This window comes from Xanthomonas sp. NCPPB 901, assembly GCF_056725085.1.
The window spans coordinates 3,993,122-4,012,045 of the sequence record NZ_CM161511.1 but is presented as its reverse complement, the minus strand read 5'-3'; the positions used below and the strand labels follow the sequence as shown (position 1 = coordinate 4,012,045).

The following is an 18,924-nucleotide window of genomic DNA, read 5'->3' as shown; positions in this document are numbered from 1 at the left end:
GTGCGCGTCGCGGCTGAAGCCGCTCCCACATTGGGGCAGTGGCGGCTTCTGCATCGGTGCGATGCGGTGGGGTTGTGGGAGGGACTTCAGTCCCGACGCGAGCGTGCCGGGTTGGGGCCTGATGGCAGTGCGCGTCGCGGCTGAAGCCGCTCCCACATTGGGGCAGTGGCCCCTCCTGCATTGGCGCGATGCGGTGGCATTGTGGGAGGGACTTCAGTCCCGACGCGATAGGGCCGGGTTGGGGCCTGATGGCGGTGCGCGTCGCGGCTGAAGCCGCTCCCACATTGGGGCAGTGGCGGCTTCTGCATCGGTGCGATGCGGTGGGGTTGTGGGAGGGACTTCAGTCCCGACGCGATAGTGCCCGGTTGGGCCATATGGCGCTGCGCGCCGCGGCTCATGGACCGGAGGTCACCTGCGCCGCTTCCGCAAGTGAAGCGCCATGCCGCACAAGGGCCCGCAATCGCGGTAATCGGCGGAGTCTGCCGCAGGCGCGTGCGCCTGCCAGCAGATGAAGCGCTATGCCGTGGGAGGGGCCGCAATCGCGGTAATCGGTGGAGTCGGTGGCAGAATAGGCGACCTTCGCCCCCCGGCCGACGCTCCCGCATGACCTATCTCCACCAGATCGATCCCATCGCCTTCTCGTTCGGGCCGGTGAAGGTGCATTGGTACGGGCTGATGTACCTGGCGGGCTTCGTGTCGGCCTGGTGGCTGGGCCGCCGCCGCATCCGCGCCGGTCGCCTGCCCGGGGTGAACGAGGAGGGCTTCTCCGACCTGCTGTTCTACGCGATGCTCGGCGTGGTGTTGGGCGGACGCATCGGCTACATGCTGTTCTACGCGTTGTCCGATTTCCTGGCCAACCCGCTGCTGATCTTCAAGGTGTGGGACGGCGGCATGAGCTTCCACGGCGGCCTGCTGGGCGTGCTGGCGGCCTGCCTGTGGTGGACGCGCAAGGCGCGCCTGCATTTCTTCGACACCGTTGATTTCGTCGCGCCGCTGGTGCCACTGGGCTTGGGCTTCGGCCGCATCGGCAATTTCGTCGGCGGCGAGTTGTGGGGTAAGTTGACCCACGCCGGCTGGGGCGTGATCTTCCCGCACGCACCGGTGCAGGACGGCGTGGCCAACGCGCCGGCGCTGGAGAGCCTGATGAGCACTGCGCAACTGCAGCAGCAGTACGCCGCGGGGCTGCTGGACCGCTACGCCCGCCATCCGTCGCAGCTGTACGAAGCGGCGTTGGAAGGATTGGTGATGTTCGTGGTGCTGTGGACCTTCTCGATGAAGCCGCGGGCGCGCTATGCGGTGTCCGGCCTGTTCGCGCTGCTGTACGGCGTGTTCCGCTTCGCGGTGGAGTTCGTGCGCGTGCCGGATGCGCAGCTGGGCTATCTGGCCTTCCACTGGCTGACCCGCGGCCAGCAGCTGAGCATCCCGCTGATCCTGCTGGGCGTGTTCCTGCTGTGGCGCTCGCGCAGCGCGCCGGTGCTGCAGCCGGTGCCGCCGGTGGAGGTGGCCAAGTGAAGCAATACCTGGAGCTGCTGCAGCACGTGCTCGAGCACGGTGCGCAGAAAGCCGACCGCACCGGCACCGGCACGCGCAGCGTGTTCGGCTGGCAGATGCGCTTCGACCTCAACGACGGCTTCCCCTTGGTCACCACCAAGAAGCTGCACCTGCGCTCGATCGTGCACGAGCTGCTGTGGTTCCTGAAGGGCGAGACCAACATCGCCTATCTCAAGGACAACAAGGTCAGCATCTGGGACGAGTGGGCCGATGCGCAGGGCGAACTCGGCCCGGTGTACGGCAAGCAGTGGCGGCGCTGGACCGGCGCGGACGGGCGCGAGATCGACCAGATGCAGTGGCTGGTGGACGAGATCAAGCGCAACCCGGACTCGCGGCGGCTGGTGGTCAGCGCCTGGAACGTGGCCGAGTTGCCGCAGATGGCGCTGATGCCGTGCCACAGCCTGTTCCAGTTCTACGTGGTCGACGGCAAGCTCAGTTGCCAGCTGTACCAGCGCAGCGGCGACATCTTCCTCGGCGTGCCGTTCAACATCGCCAGCTACGCGCTGCTGACGCACATGGTGGCGCAGGCGACCGGCCTGGGCGTGGGCGATTTCGTGCACACGCTGGGCGATGCGCACCTGTATTCCAACCACTTCGCACAGGCGCGCGAGCAGCTGGCGCGCGCGCCGCGGCCGTTGCCGCGGTTGCGGCTGAACCCGGCGGTCACCGATCTGTTCGCCTTCACCTACGACGACATCGCCATCGAGGGCTACGACCCGCATCCGGCGATCAAGGCGCCGGTGGCGGTGTGAGTGGCAGCCGGGAATCGGGAATGGGGAATCGGGAATCGGCAAGCGCCGCCGTCGCGGCGCGGACGGATGCGTCGCCGTCTACGCGCCCCGCGCTGCGGTTGAGCCTGATCGCGGCGCTGGACCGGGCCAATGCCATCGGCCGCGACAACGACCTGCCGTGGCGCTTGCCGGACGATCTCAAACGGTTCAAGGCGCTGACCCTGGGCAAGCCGGTGCTGATGGGGCGCAAGACCGCGCAGTCGCTGGGGCGGGCGCTGCCCGGGCGCTTGAACCTGGTGATGACCCGCTCGGGGCAGGTGCCGTTCGCGGACATGCGGCCGGTGGCGTCGCTGCCGGCGGCGATCGACGCGGCGCGCGAGGCCGGCGCCACGGAGCTGGCGGTGATCGGTGGTGGTGACATCTTCGCCTTGGCCCTGCCGCTGGCCGAGCTGCTGTATCTGACCCACGTCGAGACCGTGGTCGAGGGCGCCGATGCGCATTTCCCCGTGTTCGATCCGGCGCAGTGGGACGTGGTGGCGCGGCAAGCGCATCCGGCCGATGCGCGGCATGCGCTGGCGTTCGAATTCGTGGATTACCGCCGCCGTTCTGGCGCGGCGTAGGCCGGCGGCTTAGCGTCTGGCCAATCGTAGGAGTCAACTGTCATGCCCCAGCGATAACCGGAGGAGCGTACGGTGCCTGATCGCGCGCGATGGCATTGAGCCAGCGCAGGAACTTGTGCATGCAGGCGACGATGGCGACCTTGGCCGGCTTGCCGGCCGCGCGCAAGCGCGCGTAGGTGTTGGCCAAGGGGGATTTGGCGCGGATGCTGGCCCAGGTGGCCATGTACAGCACGCCTCGCACGTCGGCACGGCCGCCTTTGATGCGACGTTGGCCTTTCCAGCAGCCGCTGTCGTGATTGAACGGGGCCAGCCCGACCAGGGCGGCGAGCTTGCGTGGCGGCAGCGTGCCCAGCTCTGGCAACCGCGCGGCCAGCACTGCGCGCAGGATCGTGCCGAGCCCAGGTACCTTGGGCAAGCTCGAGCAGGTCTTGCCCTGCTGCTCGATCTCCTGCGTCAATGTCTGGATCTGCTGGTTCAGCAGGGCGATCACCTCTCGGCAGCGGTGTTGCACCTTGGCGCTGGTGATGTGTTCCAGGCGCCGCCGATGGGCATCGCGCTGGCCCACCAGGGTGGCACGCAGGTCCAACAGTTCGCGAAGAGACTGCTGGTGCTCGGGCACCACGGTCGTGGGCGTGGTCGGGATGTGCTGGGCGGCGATGGCCAGCAGGCGCGCGTCCAGGGCGTCGGTCTTGGCCTGCAGGCCCAAGGCTTGGGCTAGCTTGCGCGGACGATCGGCGGCCATCCGCACTGCCGGCAGGGCCGCCTCTCGGAGCACCCGCAGCACGGCATGTTCGTAGCCGCCACTGGCTTCCAGCAAGATCCGCTCGCAGCCCAGCTCCACCAGGCGTTGGGCCAGCACACGCTGCCCCTGTGGCGTATTGGGTTGGGTCCAGGCCTGCTCGTCCGGCAGGACATGAATGACCAGTTCGGCCTTGGATACATCGATCCCGACATAGCGCCGCATAGACGTTCTCCGCAGTAGACTCAGGAACGAGAGCACTCCTGCCGATGCCCATGCTTGTGGAGTTCGAGCTCGCGACTCGGGCAACTGTTCGGGCTGATGAGGCAGGAGATACGGGGTGCGGCGGCGCTGACTCCTACTCGTGCTTGCTGGCACTGCGGCTAAACGGCCTGCCGCACTCCGCTCTCACCTACAACGATAGACCCTCATTTGACACAAGCGGCTTTAGCCGCGACAGGCATTGCCGAGGACGCCTGTCGCGGCTAAAGCCGCTCCTACGACGTCGCACCGTCTCGCCGGAGCTTCACTCCTGCTCCTGCTCCGGCGCGGATGCAGCGGGCGTCTGTCCACGGTTTGGCGTGCCGCGCCGCCGCGGCGTGCCGCTGCGCGCGGCCGGCGGCGGTCCCTGCACCGGCCGGCCCGGCACCTGCACCACCTGCAGGTCCTCGCTGTCCAGGCGCAGCGCGGTCAGCTTGCCGCCCCAGACCGCGCCGGTGTCGATCGCGTGCACGCCCTGGGTGATGGTCAGGCCCAGCGTCGACCAATGCCCGCAGACGATCTTCAGGTCGCGCTCGACCCGCCCCGGCACCTCGAACCACGGATACAGGCCTTGCGCCTGGGTGCCGGGCGTGCCCTTTTCCTCGATCGCGATGCGCCCGCGCGGAGTGCAGTAGCGGGCGCGGGTGAACAGGTTGATGATCGCGCGCGACCGGTCGTAGCCGGTCAGGCCCGGCGACCACGCCGGGCGGTCGCCGTACATGTTGCGGAACAGCTTGCGGTAGCCGTTGCCGTGCAGTTGCTGCTCGACCTCGCGCGCGTGCTTCTCGGCCAGCGCGGTGGTCCATTTCGGCGCCAGGCCGGCGTGGATCATCATCCAGCCGAGTTGGCGGTCGGCGTGCAGCAGCTTCTGCATGCGCAGCCAGGTCAGCAGTTCGTCGCGGTCTTCGGCCAGCACGATGCGCTGCAGGTCCGGATTGACCTTGCGCTGTTCGTCCGGGCTGCGCTCGCCGATCGCCAGCAGCGACAGATCGTGATTGCCCAGCACCACCACGCTGTGGTCGCGCAACGAGTGCACCAGCCGCAGCGTCTCCAGCGACTGTCCGCCGCGGTTGACCAGGTCGCCGCAGAACCACAGCCGGTCCACCGCGGGATCGAAGCGGATCTTCTCCAGCAACTGCTGCGTGATGTCGTAGCAACCCTGCAGGTCGCCGATCGCCCAGACCGCCATCAGTGCAGGGTCCGCGGCACGGACAGCACGAACGGCGCGATCGGGGCGACGAACTGGGTGCCGTCGTCGGCCTCCATGTCGTAGTGGCCGCGCATCGTGCCGTGTTCGGTCTCCAGCACCAGCCCGGAGGTGTAGCGGAAATCCTCGCCCGGCCGCAGCCGTGGCTGTTCGCCGACCACGCCGTCGCCGTCCACGCGCTCGATGCGACCGTTGCCGTCGGTGATCTCCCAGTGCCGGGCGATCAGGCGCGCGGCGACGCGGCCGCGGTTGTGGATGCGGATCGTGTAGGCGAACGTGTAGCGTCCGTCCTCCGGCGCCGATTGGTCGTCGAGGAATCGGGGCGACACTTCGACCTCGATCCGATAGGGGGCGTCATCGTTCATCCCCACAGTTTAGAGCGTGTTTTGCCGTTTGAGGCGAGATGCGTCAATGGCGGGTGCGACGAAGCGCGCGCGGCGTCGCAGCGGCCTGTTCCGCGGCCAGGACGCGCCGCGTGGTCCGGCTGCGTGGCAGCCCGCGGGAACGCGGATCATGATGTGTAAGGTCGGCGTCGTGCGTCTTGCCATCAGACGGTACGGGCGGACGTGCTGTCGTGGCTACGTCCAAGCGTGGCGCTGAGCCGTGGCGGCGCCGGCGGCATGCAGGCCACGCCGCCACGCGCGTGCAGCGCACGCGTCGCGCGCGGTAGGAGCGTCAGGCCGGGGTGAGGTTGGCCAGGCGCACGAAGTCGGCGACCTCGAGTTGTTCGGCGCGGGCATCCGGGCGCACGCCCGCGGCCTCGAACTGCGCGGCATCGCAGACGCCGTTCAAGGCGTTGCGCAGGGTCTTGCGACGCTGCCCGAACGCGGCGCGGACCACATCGGCGAAGCGCTTCGGGTCGGCGATGCCCACCGTCTGCGGCGGCCGCGGCACCAGCCGTACCACCGCCGAATCCACCTTCGGCGGCGGCCGGAACGCGCCCGGCGGTACCACGAACAGCGAGGTCACTTCGCAGTAGGCCTGCAGCATCACGCTGAGCCGGCCGTAGACCTTGCTGCCGGGGCCGGCGGCCATGCGGTCGACCACTTCCTTCTGCAGCATGAAGTGCATGTCCGCGATCGCCGCGGCGTGGTCCAGCGCATGGAACAGGATCGGCGAGGAAATGTTGTAGGGCAGGTTGCCGACCAGGCGGATGCGCGCGCCGTCGGCCAGGGCGGCGAAATCCACCGACAGCACGTCGCGGTTGAGGATGGTCAGTTCGCCGACGTCGGCCGCCGCCGCGGTCAGCGGCGCGACCAGGTCACGGTCGAACTCGATCACGGTCAGCTGGCCATGTCGGCGCAGCAACGGGAAGGTGATCGCACCCTGGCCGGGACCGATCTCGACCAGCCGATCGCCCGGCTTGGGGTCGACCGCGCGGACGATGCTGTCGATGTAGTGGCGGTCGCTGAGGAAGTGCTGGCCGAGGGATTTCTTGGCCGGGGCGCCGAAGCCGGGAGAGGAGGTCATGGGGGCATTTTATCGGCATGCGCCGGGCGGCGCGCGCGGAGGTAGGGGGCGGGCGCGGGGATGCGGGAGCGGCGTCAGCCGCGACGGGGCTGCCTCGGGACTGCCCGTCGCGGCTGAAGCCGCTCCTATGGCGCCTGCGCGCGGCGTGCGGCCAGTTGCGCGCACAGCGCGGTGGCGGCGAACAGGCTGGACGGGTCGGCCACGCCGCGGCCGGCCAGGTCCAGCGCGGTGCCGTGGTCGACCGCCACGCGCGGGTAGGGCAGGCCCAAGGTCAGGTTCACCGCCTGCTCGAACCCGCTGTACTTGAGCACCGGCAGGCCCTGGTCGTGGTACATCGCCAGCACCGCGTCCACGCCCGCCAGCTTCTGCGGCAGGAACGCGGTATCGGCCGGCAGCGGGCCGAGCAGACGCATGCCTTCCGCGCGCAAGGCGTCCAGCACCGGTTGCATCACCTGGATTTCTTCGTGGCCCAGGTGGCCGTCCTCGCCGGCATGCGGGTTCAGCCCCAGCACCGCGATGGTCGGCGCGGCGATGCTGAAGTCGTGACGCAGCGTGGCGTCGGTGATGCGCAGGCTGCGTTCCAGCAGGGCCGGCGTGAGCGCATCGGCGACCGCGCGCAGCGGCAGATGGGTGGTGACCAGGGCCACCCGCACGATGGCGTTGGCCAGCATCATCACCACGTCGCGGCCGGCATGCTGCGCCAGCAATTCGGTGGTGCCGGTGTAGGCGATGCCGCCGGCGTTGATCGCGGCCTTGTGCACCGGGCCGGTGACCATGCCGGCCAGTTCGCCGCGCAGGCAGGCGTCGGCGGCCTGGGTCAGCGCGGCGATCACCGCCGCGGCATTGGCCGGTTCGGTCGCGCCGAAGCGGCTGGGCACGGCATTGGCGACCGTGCGTAGGCGCAGGTCGCCAGGGGCGAGGGCGGGACTGGATTCGGGCAGCAGCCGCAGCGGCAGCGACAGCGCCGCGGCAGCGGCGCGCAAGGTGTCGGGATCGGCGAAGGCCAGGAGCTGGCAGTCGTGCCGCGGCTGTTGCGCCAGCCGCACGCACAGCTCCGGGCCGATCCCGCCCGGCTCGCCCGGCACCAGCGCGAGCGAGGGGCGCATGGATCAGGGCTTGGCGGCGGGCGCCGGCGCGGGCGTGGCCGCCGGCGCAGTCGCGGCGTCGGTATTGCCCACGCGCAGGTCGACGTAGGCTTCGCCGCGCATTTCCTGCAGGAAGCGGTTGTATTCCTCTTCCAGCTTGCGGCGGCCGATGGTCTCGCGGACCTGGGCACGCTGGGTGTCGCTGGTCACGTCGGTCTGGCGCTCGCCGACGCGCTGCACGATGTGCCAGCCGGCCTCGGTGCGGAACGGCTCGGAGATCTGGCCGTCCCGCAGGCTCGCGACATGCTGGCCGAAGTCCGGGCCGAACGCGTCAGCCGGGAACCAGCCCAGGTCGCCGCCCTGGCTGCGGCTGTTGGTGTCCTCGGACGCTTCCTTGGCCACGGTCTGGAAGTCGGCGCCGCCGGCGATGCGCGCACGCAGGGTCTCGATCTTGGCCTTGGCGGCGGCATCGGGCTGCGCGTCGTTGACCCGGATCAGGATGTGGCGGGCGTGGTACTCGGTGACGGTCTTCTTTTCCGGGTTGGCCGAGGCATCGCGCACCTCGACCAGCTTCAGCAGCTGGAAGCCGCTGGGGCCGCGCAGCGGGCCGACCACCTGGCCCGGCTTCATGTCGCGGATCAGCTGCGCGAACGCGTTGGGGATTTCGTCGAGGCTGCGCCAGCCCAGGTCGCCGCCTTCCAGCGCGTTGGGGCTGTCGGAGTAACGCACGGCCGCGGCGTTGAAGTCGATCTCGCCCTTGTCGATCAGGTTCTTGACCCCGTCGATCTTGCCCTGGGCGGTCTTGATCTGCTCGGCGGTGGCGCCTTCCGGCAGGCCGACCAGGATGTGCGCCAGGTGGTACTGGGCGCCGGTGGTGGCCTGCTGCGCCAGCGCCGCGTCGACTTCGGCCTCGCTGACGTTGATGCGGCTCTGCGCGAAGCTCTGGCGCAGGCGCTGCACGGTGATCTCGTCGCGCACCGAGTTGCGGAAGTCGGTGTAGGACATGCCGTCGGCGGCCAGCTTCTTGCGCAGGCCGTCCACGTCGGTGCCGTTCTGCTGGGCGATGCTGGCGATGGCGCGGTTCAGCTCGTCGTCGCCGACGCGGATGCCGGTGCTGTTGGCGCGCGCGACCTGCAGCTTGACCAGGATCAGGCGCTCCAGCACCTGCCGCTGCAGCACGTTATCCGGCGGCAGCTGCGCCTCGCGGCCGGCATACTGCGCCTTCACGTTGCGCACGGCACGATCCAGCTCGCTCTGCAGCACGACATCCTCGTCGACCACCGCGGCGATGCGGTCCAGCGGTTGGGTTTGTTGCGCGGCGGCCGGAGCGGACACGCCGGCGACCGCCATCAGGGCGGCGAGAAAAACAGAAAGGGTCTTGGTCATGGAATCTGGTTCGGATCGTAAGCGTCCGGATCGGTCGTGGTGTTGCTGGGCGGGACCAAGTACAGGTCGTCGCGGTTGTAGCCGAGAATAGCACGGCGCAGAACGCGGTCCGTGTCCTGGCCCAGGGACGACAGCCCCTTGAGCACGAACTCGACCTGGAAGGCGGTATCCAGCGCGCCGGTGCGGTTGCGCACGTAGCGCCGCGCCAGCGCCCGCACCGCCAGACAGCAGCTGTCCCACTGCACGCCGAGGATGCTTTCCAGCGGCTTCTTGTCCATCAGCGAGTAGTAATGCCGGCCGACCAGGCTCCAGGTCGGATTGATCGGGTACAGGAACGAGACGTCGGCCTGCTCCAGCAGGTCGCGGCGGTAGCGGTACGCGAGGTTGACGATGCCGTCGCCGGGCAGCAGATAGCGCGCGCGGAAGCTGGCCAGGTCCTTGCGCCGGTACTTGGGGTCCCACTGGTAGGTGGCGCCCAGGTTCCAGCGGTCGTTGACCATGTAGTTGGCGTCCGCCACCCAGGCCGACTTGCCTTGCTCGATGGTGGTGTCGCTGTTGGGCAGGCTGACCCGCGAATCGCTGAAATACAGGATCTGGCCGAGGCTGACCGACAGCTTCTCCTTGCCGTCGTCCTGGCGCAGCAGGCGCGAGCTCAGCGCCATGGTCAGCTGGTTGGCGTCGTTCTGGCGGTCGGCACCGGTGTAGCGCGAGTCGCGGAACAGCTGGCCCCAACTGAAGGTGAACTCGCGGGTATCGAAGATCGGCAGGTCGTTCTGGTCGCGGTACGGCGTGTACAGGTAGAACAGCCGCGGTTCCAGGGTCTGCAGATAGTTGGTGTTGCCCCACTTGGTATCGCGGTCGAAGTACACGCCCGCATCGACGGTGGCGATCGGCAGGCTGCGCGAGGGCGTGGTGTCGCCGCCGAGCGTGGCCGCCAGATCCTTGTCGAGTTGGTAGGCGGTGTAGCGCCAGGCCAGGGTCGGCTTGAGGAACCAGGCGGCGCCGGCCAGCGGCATCGAGATGTAGGGCTTCAGGTCCAGGCGGCTGCCGCCCGGGCGCGGGGTGACCACGCCGGTGCGCTCGTACAGCCCGTCCTTGGCGTGGACATCGTCGTGCACGAAGCGCACCGCCTCGCTGTACAGGCCGGCCTCGAAGTAGTTGCCGAACGACTGGTCCCAGTTGAAGAAGGCGCGCGGCTGGCGGTTGTACGGCAGCGCGTCCTCGGTCAGGGTGTAGTCGGTCAGCTGCCAGCGGTCGGCCATCAGGCCCGCGGTCCAGGTGTCGCCGGTGCCGTAGACGCCGATCGTGCTCTGGATGTTGGACACCGCGTTGCCGAGCAGGCGGTTGGAGAAATCCTCGGTGTAGCGCTCGTCGCTGACCCAGGCCAGCGAGGCGCGCGCCTGCCACTGCGCATTGATGTTGTGGTAGCCCTGGTAACTGAAGCGACCACGGTCCTTGTCGCGCAGCTTGTCGTCGGGCAGGTAGGCGGCCTGCAGCTCGCCCTTGCCGCCGTCGTAGAGATAGCGGAATTCGCTGCCCAGCATCAGGCCGCGCCGGGCCATGAAACGCGGATACAGGGTGGCGTCGTAGTTGGGGGCCAGATTCAGGTAGTACGGCTGGGTGTAGTCGAAGCCGTTGCGGCTGGACATGCCGATCGCGGGGAACAGGAAGCCGCTGGTACGGCGATCGTCGATCGGGAACTTGAACCAGGGCGCGTACAGGATCGGGACGTTGTAGACCTTCAGGATCGCGTTGCGCGCGGTGCCGAAGCCTTCGTCGTTGTCGACGTCGATCTCCGGCGCATGCAGTTCCCACACCCGCTGCGAGGGATCGCAGGTGGTGTAGGTGGATCGGTGCATCTGCCCCAGCGCGCCCTGCAGGTCGACCGAGTCGGCCTTGCCGTTGCCGCGGCGCGCAAGCAACTGGTAGCGGATGTTGGTGATCTTGTGGGTGTCGGTGTCCTGGTTGCCTTCGGCGCGGTCGGCGATCATGCGGATCGACGAATCCTGGTAGCGCACGTGGCCTTCGGCGATGTAGTTGCCGGTCTCGGTGTCCACCCGCAGGCTGTCGGTGCCCATGAACTGGTCGCCGCGCTTGAGCGCGACGTTGCCGGTGTAGTTGGGCACGGTGGTGGTGCCCGACAGCTGGTCGCCTTCGATATTGGTCGGCTGCTGGTCGCGGTTCTGCGCGAGCTTGGGGTCCGGCTGCTGCGCGTCGTCGAACTTGGGCAGCACGTCCGGCGTCGGGCACAGGCCCCAGTTCGGCGGCTTTTCAGCGGCCACCGCCGGCAGGCAGAGGGCGATACTGAACGGAAGAGGTAGCAGGCGGAGGGCTCGGCGCACGCGCGTCAGGTATCGGGCTAAAACGGCCGCTAGCTTGCCCCATCCGGTGCATAGGGGCAATGAAGGCCTCCGGCGGGCAGGGGACGGGGTTCATCGGGGGCCTGGGCGTGTCATCCCGCCTCGAGGACGCCGCGTGTGCCTGGCCGGCGCTGCTGGCCAGGCACATTCCGAAGGACCGTGGTGGCGCGCATCGGTGGCGGCGTCGGTGCCGGGAACCGGAAGAGGCGGCCTCAGCGCAGCGCGTCGACGTGGGCGACGCTGCCCTCGCGCAGCGCCTGCAGGTCGTAGCCGCCTTCCAGCAGGGACACCACCCGGCCGCGGGCGTGCCGCTGCGCCACCGCGCGCAGTTCGGCGGTGATCCAGGCGAAGTCCTCGGTGTCCAGCATCAGGTCGGCCAGCGGGTCGCGCATGTGCGCGTCGAAACCGGCCGAGATCAGCAGCAGTTGCGGCTTGAACGCGTCCAGCAGCGGCAGCATCTGGTCGGCCCAGGTGTTGCGGAAGCGGAAGCCGCCGCTGCCCGGCGGCAGCAGCGCGTTGTGCAGGTTGCCGACGCCGCGGTCGTGGACCCCGCCGGTGTGCGGGAACAGCCCGGACTGGTGGGTGCTGAGGTACTGCACCCGGGGTTCGCGTTCGAAGATCGCCTGGGTGCCGTTGCCGTGATGCACGTCGAAATCGACGATGGCGATCCGCTCCAGGCCGTGCGCGTCGCGGGCGTGGGCGGCGGCCACGGCGACATTGTTGAACAGGCAGAAGCCCATCGCGGTGTCGGCGGTGGCGTGATGGCCGGGCGGGCGGACCGCGCAGAACACGGTATCGCTGGCGCCGCGCATCACCGCGTCCACCGCGGCGACGCCGGCGCCGGCGGCGCGCAACGCGGCGGCGCGCGAGCCGGGCGAAATCACCGTGTCCACGTCGAGCATCTGCGGGCCGTCGAGATCGGCCAGGACGCGATCGATCAGCTCGCGCTCATGGACCCGGGCCAGGTCGCCGAGCTTGGCCAGCGGCGCCTCGCGCCATTCCAGCGCGGGGAAGGCTTCGCGCAGCGCCGTCGTCACCGCGTCCAGCCGCTCCGGCCGTTCCGGGTGTTCCGGTCCTGGCGCGTGGCCCAGGCAGGCGGGATGGGTGTAGATCAGCATGCGCGGCCGCGGCCCGGGCGTCGCTCAGGCCTGGCGCCGGTCGTGGCGCCACAGCACTTCGCCGTGGCCGTCGGCCCGCGCCAGCACCCGCGCCAGCACGAACAGCAGGTCCGAGAGCCGGTTGAGGTAGCGAACCGCTTCCGGGCGCACGGCGTCCTGGCGCGACAGCGCCACCGTCTCGCGTTCGGCGCGGCGCACGATGGTGCGGGCCAGGTGGCAGCGCGCCGCGGCCTCGCCGCCGGCGGGCAGGATGAAGTCCTGCAGCGGCGGCAGGGTGTCGTTGTAGCGGTCCAGGTGCCGTTCCAGCGCATCGATGTCGGCGGCATGGATCGCGGCATGGCCGGGGATGCACAGTTCGCCGCCGAGGTCGAACAACTGGTGCTGGATCGCGGTCAGCAGCTGCTGCACGTCCTCGGCCAGCGGGCAGGCCAGGACCACGCCGATCGCCGAGTTGGCCTCGTCCACCGTGCCGTAGGCGGCGACCCGCGCCGAGTCCTTGCCGACCCGGTTGCCGTCGCCCAGGCCGGTGCTGCCGTCGTCGCCGGTGCGGGTGTAGATCTTGGAGAGGCGGTTGCCCATCCCGATCAGTGGCCGACCGGCTGGCCGCGCTGGCCCAGCCGCGCCAGTTGCTCGACGCCGACCTGGATCGCCGCGGCCAGCGCCACGTACAGGCTGGCGCTGCCCAGATACGGCAGCAGCCAATCGCTGTAGTTCTGCCACCAGCCGGCCAGGGTCGGGTTGGGCACGCTGCGGCTGACCCAGTAGAAGCTGCCCTGCGCCAGCAGGTGGCACAGCGCCACCGACACCAGCAGGCTGGCCGCGGCCAGGCCCAGCGCGCGCCAGTCGGCGCCGCGGTAGCGCCGCGCCAGCCAGGCACCGCCGGCCCACAGCACGAAGTAGGCCGGGATCAGGCACCAGTAGGCCGGCGACACGCAATAGTGCTGCCAGAAATCCAGGCCCTGGCCGCGGATCACCAGGTAGTCGATCAGCACCGCCAGCGCCATCAGCAGCGGGAACGCCCAGCGGGTCCAGCTGCGCAGGTAGAAGCCGCCGACGAAGAACACCGCCCACGAGGCGTCCGGGATCGCCCCGAAGTGGTTGATGCGGGTCGCGGCCAGCAGCGCGGTCAACAGCAGCAGGGCGGGGAGGCGGTGGACGGAAGGCGTCATGGCGGCGGGCACCGGGGCACGTAAGACCCCGGATTCTACTGGAAGCGCGGCGCGCGCGAGCGCCACCTGCCGGGACCCGGCGGCGCGGCGCAAGGCGGGCGGCGGCGCTCACCGGCCAGACGGGTGCGGGTCGTATCATGGCCGGATGAGTAAACGACATGACGTAGTGATCGTCGGCGGCGGCCTGGTCGGCGCCAGCCTGGCCATCGCCCTGGACCGGCTGGGGGTGGACGTGGGCCTGGTCGAGGCCGCGCCGCCGGGCGCGTTGCCGCCGGTGTTCGACCAGCGCAACCTCAGTTTCGCCGCCGCCACGGTCAACGCGCTGGGCGCGCTGGGGGTGATGCAGCGACTGCGCGCACCGACCGGCCCGATCCGCCGCATCCACGTCAGCCGCGCCGGGGATTTCGGCCGCGTGCGGCTGGAGGCCGCCGACTACGGACGCGAGGCCTTCGGCCAGGTGGTGGTCGCACGCGACTTCGGCGAGGCGCTGGAGGCCAGCCTGGCGGCGACGCTGCGGCTCACCCGCTACCGCCCGGCGCAGTTCGTGGCGCTGGACGCCGACACCGAGGACGGCGTGCGTCGGCTGCGGATCGTGCGCGAGGGCAGCGAGCAGGTCCTGCACACACGCCTGCTGGTCGGGGCCGACGGTAGCGCCAGCGCGGTGCGCGAGGCCCTGGGCATCGCCGCGGCGCGCCACGATTTCCAGCAGACCCTGTTCGTGGCGCGGGTGCGCGGCAGCCGCCAGCCCGACGGGACCGCCTACGAGCGCTTCCGCGACGACGGCCCGACCGCCTTGTTGCCGCGCGGCGACCGCCATTACGGCGCGATCCATGCGGTCGCCGCCGAAGACGCCGCGGCGGTGGCCGCGCTCGACGAGGGCGCCTGGCTGCAACGCCTGCAGGACGCGCTGGGCTGGCGCGTCGGCCGCCTGCTGGGCAGCGGCGAGCGCAGCGCCTACCCGATCGCGCAGGTGCTGGCCGAGCGCCTCACCGATGCGCGCGCGGTGCTGCTGGGCAATGCCGCGCAGACCCTGCACCCGCTGGGCGCGCAGGGCTTCAACCTGGGCCTGCGCGATGCGCTGACCCTGGCCGAGCTGATCGAGCGCGACGGCACCGACCCGGGCGCGCCGGCGTTGCTGCAGCAGTACGCGCAGCGCCGCGAACAGGATCGCCAGCGCACGGTGGCGTTCTCCGGCGGGCTGGCGCGCTTGACCGCCAATCCCACCCCGCTGCTGCGCCCGCTGCGCAGCCTGGGCCTGCTGGCGGCGGCGCAGGCCGCGCCGCTGCAGTCGTTCCTGGTCGGCGGCGCGATGGGGTTCCGCGGCGACGTGCCGCAGCTGTGCCGGGAGGCGCGCGCATGAGCCGGCGCGGTGTGCTGGACGTGGTGGTGGTGGGCGGCGGCGTGGTTGGCGCGGCCTGCGCGCTGGCCCTGGCCGGCGAAGGCCTGGCGGTGGCCCTGGTCGAGGGCCGCGAGCCGCCGCGCTGGTCGGCGGACACGCCGGACCTGCGCGTGTACGCCTTCGCCCCCGACAACGCGGCCCTGCTGCAGGGCCTGGGCGTGTGGCCGCAGGTGCTGGCGCAGCGCGCCAGCGCCTACCGGCGCATGCGCGTGTGGGATGCCGGCGGCGGCGGCGAGCTGGCCTTCGACGCCGACACCCTGGGCCGCGACCAGCTCGGCTGGATCGTCGAACACACCCTGTTGGTCGAGCAGTTGTGGGCGGCGCTGCCGGCGGCCGGCGTGCAGGTGCATTGCCCGGCGCGGGTGGAGGCGTTGGAGCCCTCGGCCGAGCGCGCGCGCCTGCGCCTGGACGACGGCAGCCGCCTGGACGCGCGCCTGGCGATCGCCGCCGACGGCGCCGATTCCACCCTGCGCGGCCTGGCCGGGCTGGACGCGCCGGCGCACGACTACGGCCAGCGCGGCGTGGTCGCCTTCGTGCAGACCGAACAGCCGCACCAGGACACCGCCTGGCAGCGTTTCCTGCCGGGCGGCCCGCTGGCGTTCCTGCCGTTCGCCGACGGCCGCAGCTCGATCGTGTGGACCCTGCCCGAGGCCGAGGCGGCGCGGGTGCTGGCGCTGGACGACGCGGCGTTCGGCGCCGAACTGACCCAGGCCTTCGGCGCGCGCCTGGGCGCGGTGCGCGCGCTGTCGCCACGGCTCGGCTTCCCGCTGCGCCGGCAGCTGGTGGAGGCGTACCAGCGCGGCCGCCTGCTGGTGCTGGGCGACGCCGCGCACGTGGTGCATCCGCTGGCCGGGCAGGGCGTCAACCTCGGCCTGCGCGACGTCGCCGCGCTGGCGGCGCTGGTGCGGCAGGCGCAGGCGCAGCGGGTCGACTGGGCGGCGCCGCAGCGGCTGGCGCGCTGGGCGCGCGGCCGCCGCAGCGACAACACCGTCGCCGCCTATGGCTTCGACGCGATCAACCGGCTGTTCTCCAACGACGATCTGCACCTGACCCTGCTGCGCGGCCCGCTGCTGGGGCTGGCCGGCAAGTTGCCGCTGCTGATGCACGGCTTCTGGAAGCGCGCTTCCGGGGTGTGAGCGCACGTTCCGGCCGGACGCGGCGGCCGCAGGATCCGATGCGCGCGCCGAGCAGCGCGCCGCCCACAGGCCGCGTCCCTGCGATGGAGGACGACGATGCAGGCCGCAGTACAGACGCAGACCGTGGATCTGCTGATTTCGCACAGCCAGGTGCAACTGCGCGCCCGCGCCTTCGACGCCGCCGCCTGCCGCTGGGGGCCGCGCAACCTGCAGCAGGGGGCGATCCTGCACCGCGAGTACGTGGTGTTCGACCCGTTGCCCGAGGACGCGTTCGGCGCGCAGGTGCATCTGCTGCTGAGCGCCGCATTCGCGTCCGATCCGAGTGCGCAGCGGCGCATGCGGGTGCCGTTCCGGGTGGACCCGGGGGCGCAGGTGCAGGTGGCGTCGGCCGCCGAGGCCTTCGATGTGACGCTGGCGCTGCAGCCCGGCGACTACGCACTGTATTACGAAGTCTGCGAAGGCGACGAGGTGTATTACCGGCTCACCCTGGTGCCGGCAGCGGCGCCGGTCATGGCGTGCTATCTGCTGGACGATCCCTGGGGCGGGGTGCGGGATGCGCCGTTGCAGCACGGGACGCTGTAAAGGTCGTCAGCGCGGCGGGCGAGGAAGGGCGTTGGGTCTGCGTGACGCGGGATGCAGCGGCGCTGGTGGCCGCAGTTGCACTCGAGCGGTTGCGCGACGCGTTGGCTGCCGTGTTGCCGGTGTTTGCGCTGTTGCGGTTTCAGAAAACAGCTGCGCCGCCTGCGGCGGGAAGGCCGCAGGCGGCGCGTGTGGTGGAAAGGGCGCGGATGCAGCGGTGCGGGTGACGCGTCACGTCGCCATCCAGCCTTGCAGATCGGCCTTGCTCAGGCGGCCGTGGTGATGCACGTCGACGGCGTCGAACTCGGCGTACAGGGTCGGATCGGCCTTGGCCTCGGCGCGGCTGATGTAGCCGTCATGGTTGCGGTCGAGCTTGGCGAAATCGATGTGGTAGTCGCCGACGATCGAGTTCGGTTCGACCGAGGTGACGTTGATGATCTGGCCGTTCTGGTGCAGGGTCACTTCGTCCGGCGCCGCCTGCGCCATGGCCAGCGCCGGCGCGGCAAGCAGCGCGAACGCGAACGGGACGAGACGAGGAACGATGCGGTTCATGGCACGACTCCTGTTGCTGGGAAGGAGTCAAGAACATAGGCCCGATCGAATTAATCGACGCTAAAAAATCGGGCTTGCGCACGTCTGCGCCGGCGCCGTTTAGCAAGCGTTTCCACTACGCCCCCCAACGCGGCCGACGCTGCCCCGGTGCCGGCCATGGCGGTGCCGGCCGCATGTCGGCGCGATACAGCGCACGTCGCATCACCTGCTCCCGCGGCACGCAAGCCGGATGCAGCTTGCCTCGTAGGAGCGGCTTCAGCCGCGACGGGTTTACCGGTGACGCCCCCGTCGCGGCTGAAGCCGCTCCTACAGAACGTGTCCGGGCGTGACGAGAGAGGCCCTACAGCCAGCCGGCCAGCTGCGCGCGGCTGAGGCGGCCGCTGCGGGAGGTGTCCAACGCATCGAACTCGTCGGCCAGCGACGGGTTGGCCTGCGCTTCGCTGCGGCTGATGTAGCCGTCGTGGTCGGTGTCCAAGGCCTCGAAGTCGATGCGGTAGCTGCCGGCGACGCGGTCGGGCTGGATGCTGCGCACGGTCACCGGCGCTTCGCCGGGCGTCACCGGCAACTGCACCTGGTGGGTGACCACACCGCTGCTGAGCGGCTGCGCGCGCACGTTGACCGGCGCATCGTGCAGCGGTTCGGTCGTGGCGCTGGAGGTGGCGGTGAGGTTCTGCGCCGCGGCCGGCGCGGCGCAGGCGCACAGGCAGCAGAGCAGGGCAAGGGAACGGCAGGGCATGGACACGACGAAACTCCGGAACGGCGATGGAAGGCGGCCCCGGCGCTCAGCCGGGGATGAACGGAAACGCGAGCTTCAACAGGCCCTTCAGCCCGCCCTCGGCGGTGCTGGCGACGGCCTTGGCGCCGAGGCTGTTGAGCGCGCGGCGCACGTCCTCCCAGCGTAGCTTGCTCACGTCCTTCTTCAACAGATCGGCGACCTCTTCGGCGGTGGGCGCCAGCGTCTGCAGTGCCTGCGCCACCTTCTCCGGCTCCGGCTGCAGGTAGCCCCAGCGCTCGGCGATCTTCAGCAGCGTGTCGAAGCGCACCGCCATCACGTCGCGGTTGCGCTCGTACACGGGCATGGCGCCGACCTCGACGATGGCCTGTTCGAAGCGCTGCTGGTCGTCGGGGTGTTCGATGCGGATCGCCAGGAAGCCGTCCTTCTTGCTGCGCTCGCTGACGTGCTTGGCCCCAGCGCGCAGGTTGTCCTCGGTGAGCACGGTAGCGACGATGCGCTGCAGCGCCGCCTCGTTGTCCTCCGGCACCAGCGCGCGCCAGCGCGCATAGCCGTCGCGGCGCAGGCCCTTGACCTTGGCCGGGGTCACCCGCAGGCGCATCGCCACCGCGTTGTTGGAATCGCTGCGCGAGATCGCGCCATCGCGTTCCAGCAACACGAAGATCAGCAGTTCCAGGTCGCGCTTGGTCAGCGACTGGAAGCCCTGCAGCAGGGTCAGGCGCAGAAATTCGTCGGCGAAGCCGGCCGGGTTGTTCAGTTCGATCGGCTGCATGTGCGCGCCCCTCCAGTCAGTGCAGCCAGGATGCCAGGCGGCCATTGCGCGGACTG

At 70.3% G+C, this 18,924-nt stretch carries 19 protein-coding genes; 6 read left to right on the top strand and 13 right to left on the bottom strand.

All coding sequences use genetic code 11. The features are described 5' to 3' along the window. Positions 1-603 precede the first annotated feature (603 nt). From lgt to AC1PME_RS17025, 3 genes are all read left to right on the top strand, one after another. Entirely contained in the window at positions 604-1,512 is a 909-nt protein-coding gene (gene lgt, locus AC1PME_RS17035) for a prolipoprotein diacylglyceryl transferase (protein ID WP_307552217.1), read from the top strand. Further along, entirely contained in the window at positions 1,509-2,303 is a 795-nt protein-coding gene (locus tag AC1PME_RS17030; protein ID WP_254459040.1) for a thymidylate synthase, read from the top strand. The genes lgt and AC1PME_RS17030 overlap by 4 nt, the downstream gene beginning before the upstream one ends. A 92-nt stretch (positions 2,304-2,395) precedes the next feature. Beyond that, entirely contained in the window at positions 2,396-2,902 is a 507-nt protein-coding gene (locus AC1PME_RS17025; protein WP_307553035.1) for a dihydrofolate reductase, read from the top strand. A gap of 40 nt (positions 2,903-2,942) precedes the next feature. Here the strand turns inward: AC1PME_RS17025 and AC1PME_RS17020 are convergent, their stop codons facing one another. The 10 genes from AC1PME_RS17020 to AC1PME_RS16975 form a co-directional block, all read right to left on the bottom strand. Next, on the bottom strand, positions 2,943-3,866 hold the full coding sequence (locus AC1PME_RS17020; RefSeq protein WP_254460678.1) for an IS110 family transposase: 924 nt from the start codon (positions 3,864-3,866) through the stop codon (positions 2,943-2,945). A 301-nt stretch (positions 3,867-4,167) separates the two neighbouring features. Next, entirely contained in the window at positions 4,168-5,091 is a 924-nt protein-coding gene (locus tag AC1PME_RS17015; RefSeq protein WP_254459039.1) for a symmetrical bis(5'-nucleosyl)-tetraphosphatase, read from the bottom strand. Then, entirely contained in the window at positions 5,091-5,474 is a 384-nt protein-coding gene (apaG, locus tag AC1PME_RS17010; protein WP_254459038.1) for a Co2+/Mg2+ efflux protein ApaG, read from the bottom strand. The genes AC1PME_RS17015 and apaG overlap by 1 nt, the downstream gene beginning before the upstream one ends. A gap of 310 nt (positions 5,475-5,784) precedes the next feature. Continuing rightward, positions 5,785-6,579: a 16S rRNA (adenine(1518)-N(6)/adenine(1519)-N(6))-dimethyltransferase RsmA gene (gene rsmA, locus AC1PME_RS17005; RefSeq protein ID WP_307552214.1), complete on the bottom strand. Its 795-nt coding sequence runs from the start codon at positions 6,577-6,579 to the stop codon at positions 5,785-5,787. Between the two features lie 125 nt (positions 6,580-6,704). Next, on the bottom strand, positions 6,705-7,685 hold the full coding sequence (gene pdxA, locus AC1PME_RS17000; RefSeq protein WP_481096495.1) for a 4-hydroxythreonine-4-phosphate dehydrogenase PdxA: 981 nt from the start codon (positions 7,683-7,685) through the stop codon (positions 6,705-6,707). Positions 7,686-7,688: 3 nt separating this feature from the next. Continuing rightward, entirely contained in the window at positions 7,689-9,050 is a 1,362-nt protein-coding gene (locus AC1PME_RS16995) for a peptidylprolyl isomerase (RefSeq protein ID WP_481096494.1), read from the bottom strand. Continuing rightward, positions 9,047-11,392 (bottom strand): LPS-assembly protein LptD, encoded by a 2,346-nt coding sequence (lptD, locus tag AC1PME_RS16990; protein WP_254459034.1) that lies wholly within the window; start codon positions 11,390-11,392, stop codon positions 9,047-9,049. The genes AC1PME_RS16995 and lptD overlap by 4 nt, the downstream gene beginning before the upstream one ends. Positions 11,393-11,622: 230 nt before the next feature. After that, on the bottom strand, positions 11,623-12,528 hold the full coding sequence (locus AC1PME_RS16985) for a histone deacetylase family protein (protein WP_254459033.1): 906 nt from the start codon (positions 12,526-12,528) through the stop codon (positions 11,623-11,625). Positions 12,529-12,552: 24 nt separating this feature from the next. Beyond that, the gene (locus AC1PME_RS16980; RefSeq protein WP_254459032.1) at positions 12,553-13,107 is read right to left on the bottom strand and encodes a cob(I)yrinic acid a,c-diamide adenosyltransferase; all 555 of its coding nucleotides are present in this window, start codon (positions 13,105-13,107) and stop codon (positions 12,553-12,555) included. A gap of 5 nt (positions 13,108-13,112) precedes the next feature. Continuing rightward, positions 13,113-13,697, bottom strand: a complete 585-nt coding sequence (locus AC1PME_RS16975; protein WP_481096493.1) for a hypothetical protein — start codon at positions 13,695-13,697, stop codon at positions 13,113-13,115. 145 nt (positions 13,698-13,842) lie between these two features. On the opposite strand from AC1PME_RS16975, the gene ubiH reads away from it, so the two are divergent. The 3 genes from ubiH (at position 13,843) to comJ (ending at position 16,814) form a co-directional block, all read left to right on the top strand. Beyond that, positions 13,843-15,057 (top strand): 2-octaprenyl-6-methoxyphenyl hydroxylase, encoded by a 1,215-nt coding sequence (gene ubiH / locus AC1PME_RS16970; protein ID WP_481096492.1) that lies wholly within the window; start codon positions 13,843-13,845, stop codon positions 15,055-15,057. Then, positions 15,054-16,232, top strand: coding sequence for a UbiH/UbiF family hydroxylase (locus tag AC1PME_RS16965; RefSeq protein ID WP_481096491.1), 1,179 nt, complete (start codon positions 15,054-15,056; stop codon positions 16,230-16,232). The genes ubiH and AC1PME_RS16965 overlap by 4 nt, the downstream gene beginning before the upstream one ends. A gap of 96 nt (positions 16,233-16,328) precedes the next feature. After that, on the top strand, positions 16,329-16,814 hold the full coding sequence (comJ, locus tag AC1PME_RS16960) for a competence protein ComJ (protein ID WP_481096490.1): 486 nt from the start codon (positions 16,329-16,331) through the stop codon (positions 16,812-16,814). A 228-nt stretch (positions 16,815-17,042) separates the two neighbouring features. On the opposite strand, the gene AC1PME_RS16955 is transcribed toward comJ, so the two are convergent. From AC1PME_RS16955 to AC1PME_RS16945, 3 genes are all read right to left on the bottom strand, one after another. Then, positions 17,043-17,363, bottom strand: a complete 321-nt coding sequence (locus tag AC1PME_RS16955; protein WP_254459027.1) for an EF-hand domain-containing protein — start codon at positions 17,361-17,363, stop codon at positions 17,043-17,045. A 340-nt stretch (positions 17,364-17,703) separates the two neighbouring features. Further along, complete coding sequence (locus tag AC1PME_RS16950; RefSeq protein ID WP_481098136.1) at positions 17,704-18,099, bottom strand: EF-hand domain-containing protein; 396 nt, start codon at positions 18,097-18,099, stop codon at positions 17,704-17,706. A 46-nt stretch (positions 18,100-18,145) separates the two neighbouring features. Next, entirely contained in the window at positions 18,146-18,868 is a 723-nt protein-coding gene (locus AC1PME_RS16945) for a hypothetical protein (RefSeq protein ID WP_481096489.1), read from the bottom strand. Positions 18,869-18,924 lie beyond the last annotated feature (56 nt).

Bases quoted from the DNA above. Each gene is read 5' to 3' on its own strand.
- AC1PME_RS17020 (WP_254460678.1), bottom strand. From the start codon at position 3,866: ATGCGGCGCTATGTCGGGATCGATGTATCCAAGGCCGAACTGGTCATT.
- AC1PME_RS16995 (WP_481096494.1), bottom strand. From the start codon at position 9,050: ATGACCAAGACCCTTTCTGTTTTTCTCGCCGCCCTGATGGCGGTCGCC.
- AC1PME_RS16955 (WP_254459027.1), bottom strand. From the start codon at position 17,363: ATGAACCGCATCGTTCCTCGTCTCGTCCCGTTCGCGTTCGCGCTGCTT.
- AC1PME_RS17015 (WP_254459039.1), bottom strand. From the start codon at position 5,091: ATGGCGGTCTGGGCGATCGGCGACCTGCAGGGTTGCTACGACATCACG.
- AC1PME_RS16985 (WP_254459033.1), bottom strand. From the start codon at position 12,528: ATGCTGATCTACACCCATCCCGCCTGCCTGGGCCACGCGCCAGGACCG.
- AC1PME_RS16965 (WP_481096491.1), top strand. From the start codon at position 15,054: ATGAGCCGGCGCGGTGTGCTGGACGTGGTGGTGGTGGGCGGCGGCGTG.
- rsmA (WP_307552214.1), bottom strand. From the start codon at position 6,579: ATGACCTCCTCTCCCGGCTTCGGCGCCCCGGCCAAGAAATCCCTCGGC.
- comJ (WP_481096490.1), top strand. From the start codon at position 16,329: ATGCAGGCCGCAGTACAGACGCAGACCGTGGATCTGCTGATTTCGCAC.
- ubiH (WP_481096492.1), top strand. From the start codon at position 13,843: ATGAGTAAACGACATGACGTAGTGATCGTCGGCGGCGGCCTGGTCGGC.
- AC1PME_RS16945 (WP_481096489.1), bottom strand. From the start codon at position 18,868: ATGCAGCCGATCGAACTGAACAACCCGGCCGGCTTCGCCGACGAATTT.
- pdxA (WP_481096495.1), bottom strand. From the start codon at position 7,685: ATGCGCCCCTCGCTCGCGCTGGTGCCGGGCGAGCCGGGCGGGATCGGC.
- AC1PME_RS16975 (WP_481096493.1), bottom strand. From the start codon at position 13,697: ATGACGCCTTCCGTCCACCGCCTCCCCGCCCTGCTGCTGTTGACCGCG.
- apaG (WP_254459038.1), bottom strand. From the start codon at position 5,474: ATGAACGATGACGCCCCCTATCGGATCGAGGTCGAAGTGTCGCCCCGA.
- AC1PME_RS16950 (WP_481098136.1), bottom strand. From the start codon at position 18,099: ATGCCCTGCCGTTCCCTTGCCCTGCTCTGCTGCCTGTGCGCCTGCGCC.
- AC1PME_RS16980 (WP_254459032.1), bottom strand. From the start codon at position 13,107: ATGGGCAACCGCCTCTCCAAGATCTACACCCGCACCGGCGACGACGGC.
- lgt (WP_307552217.1), top strand. From the start codon at position 604: ATGACCTATCTCCACCAGATCGATCCCATCGCCTTCTCGTTCGGGCCG.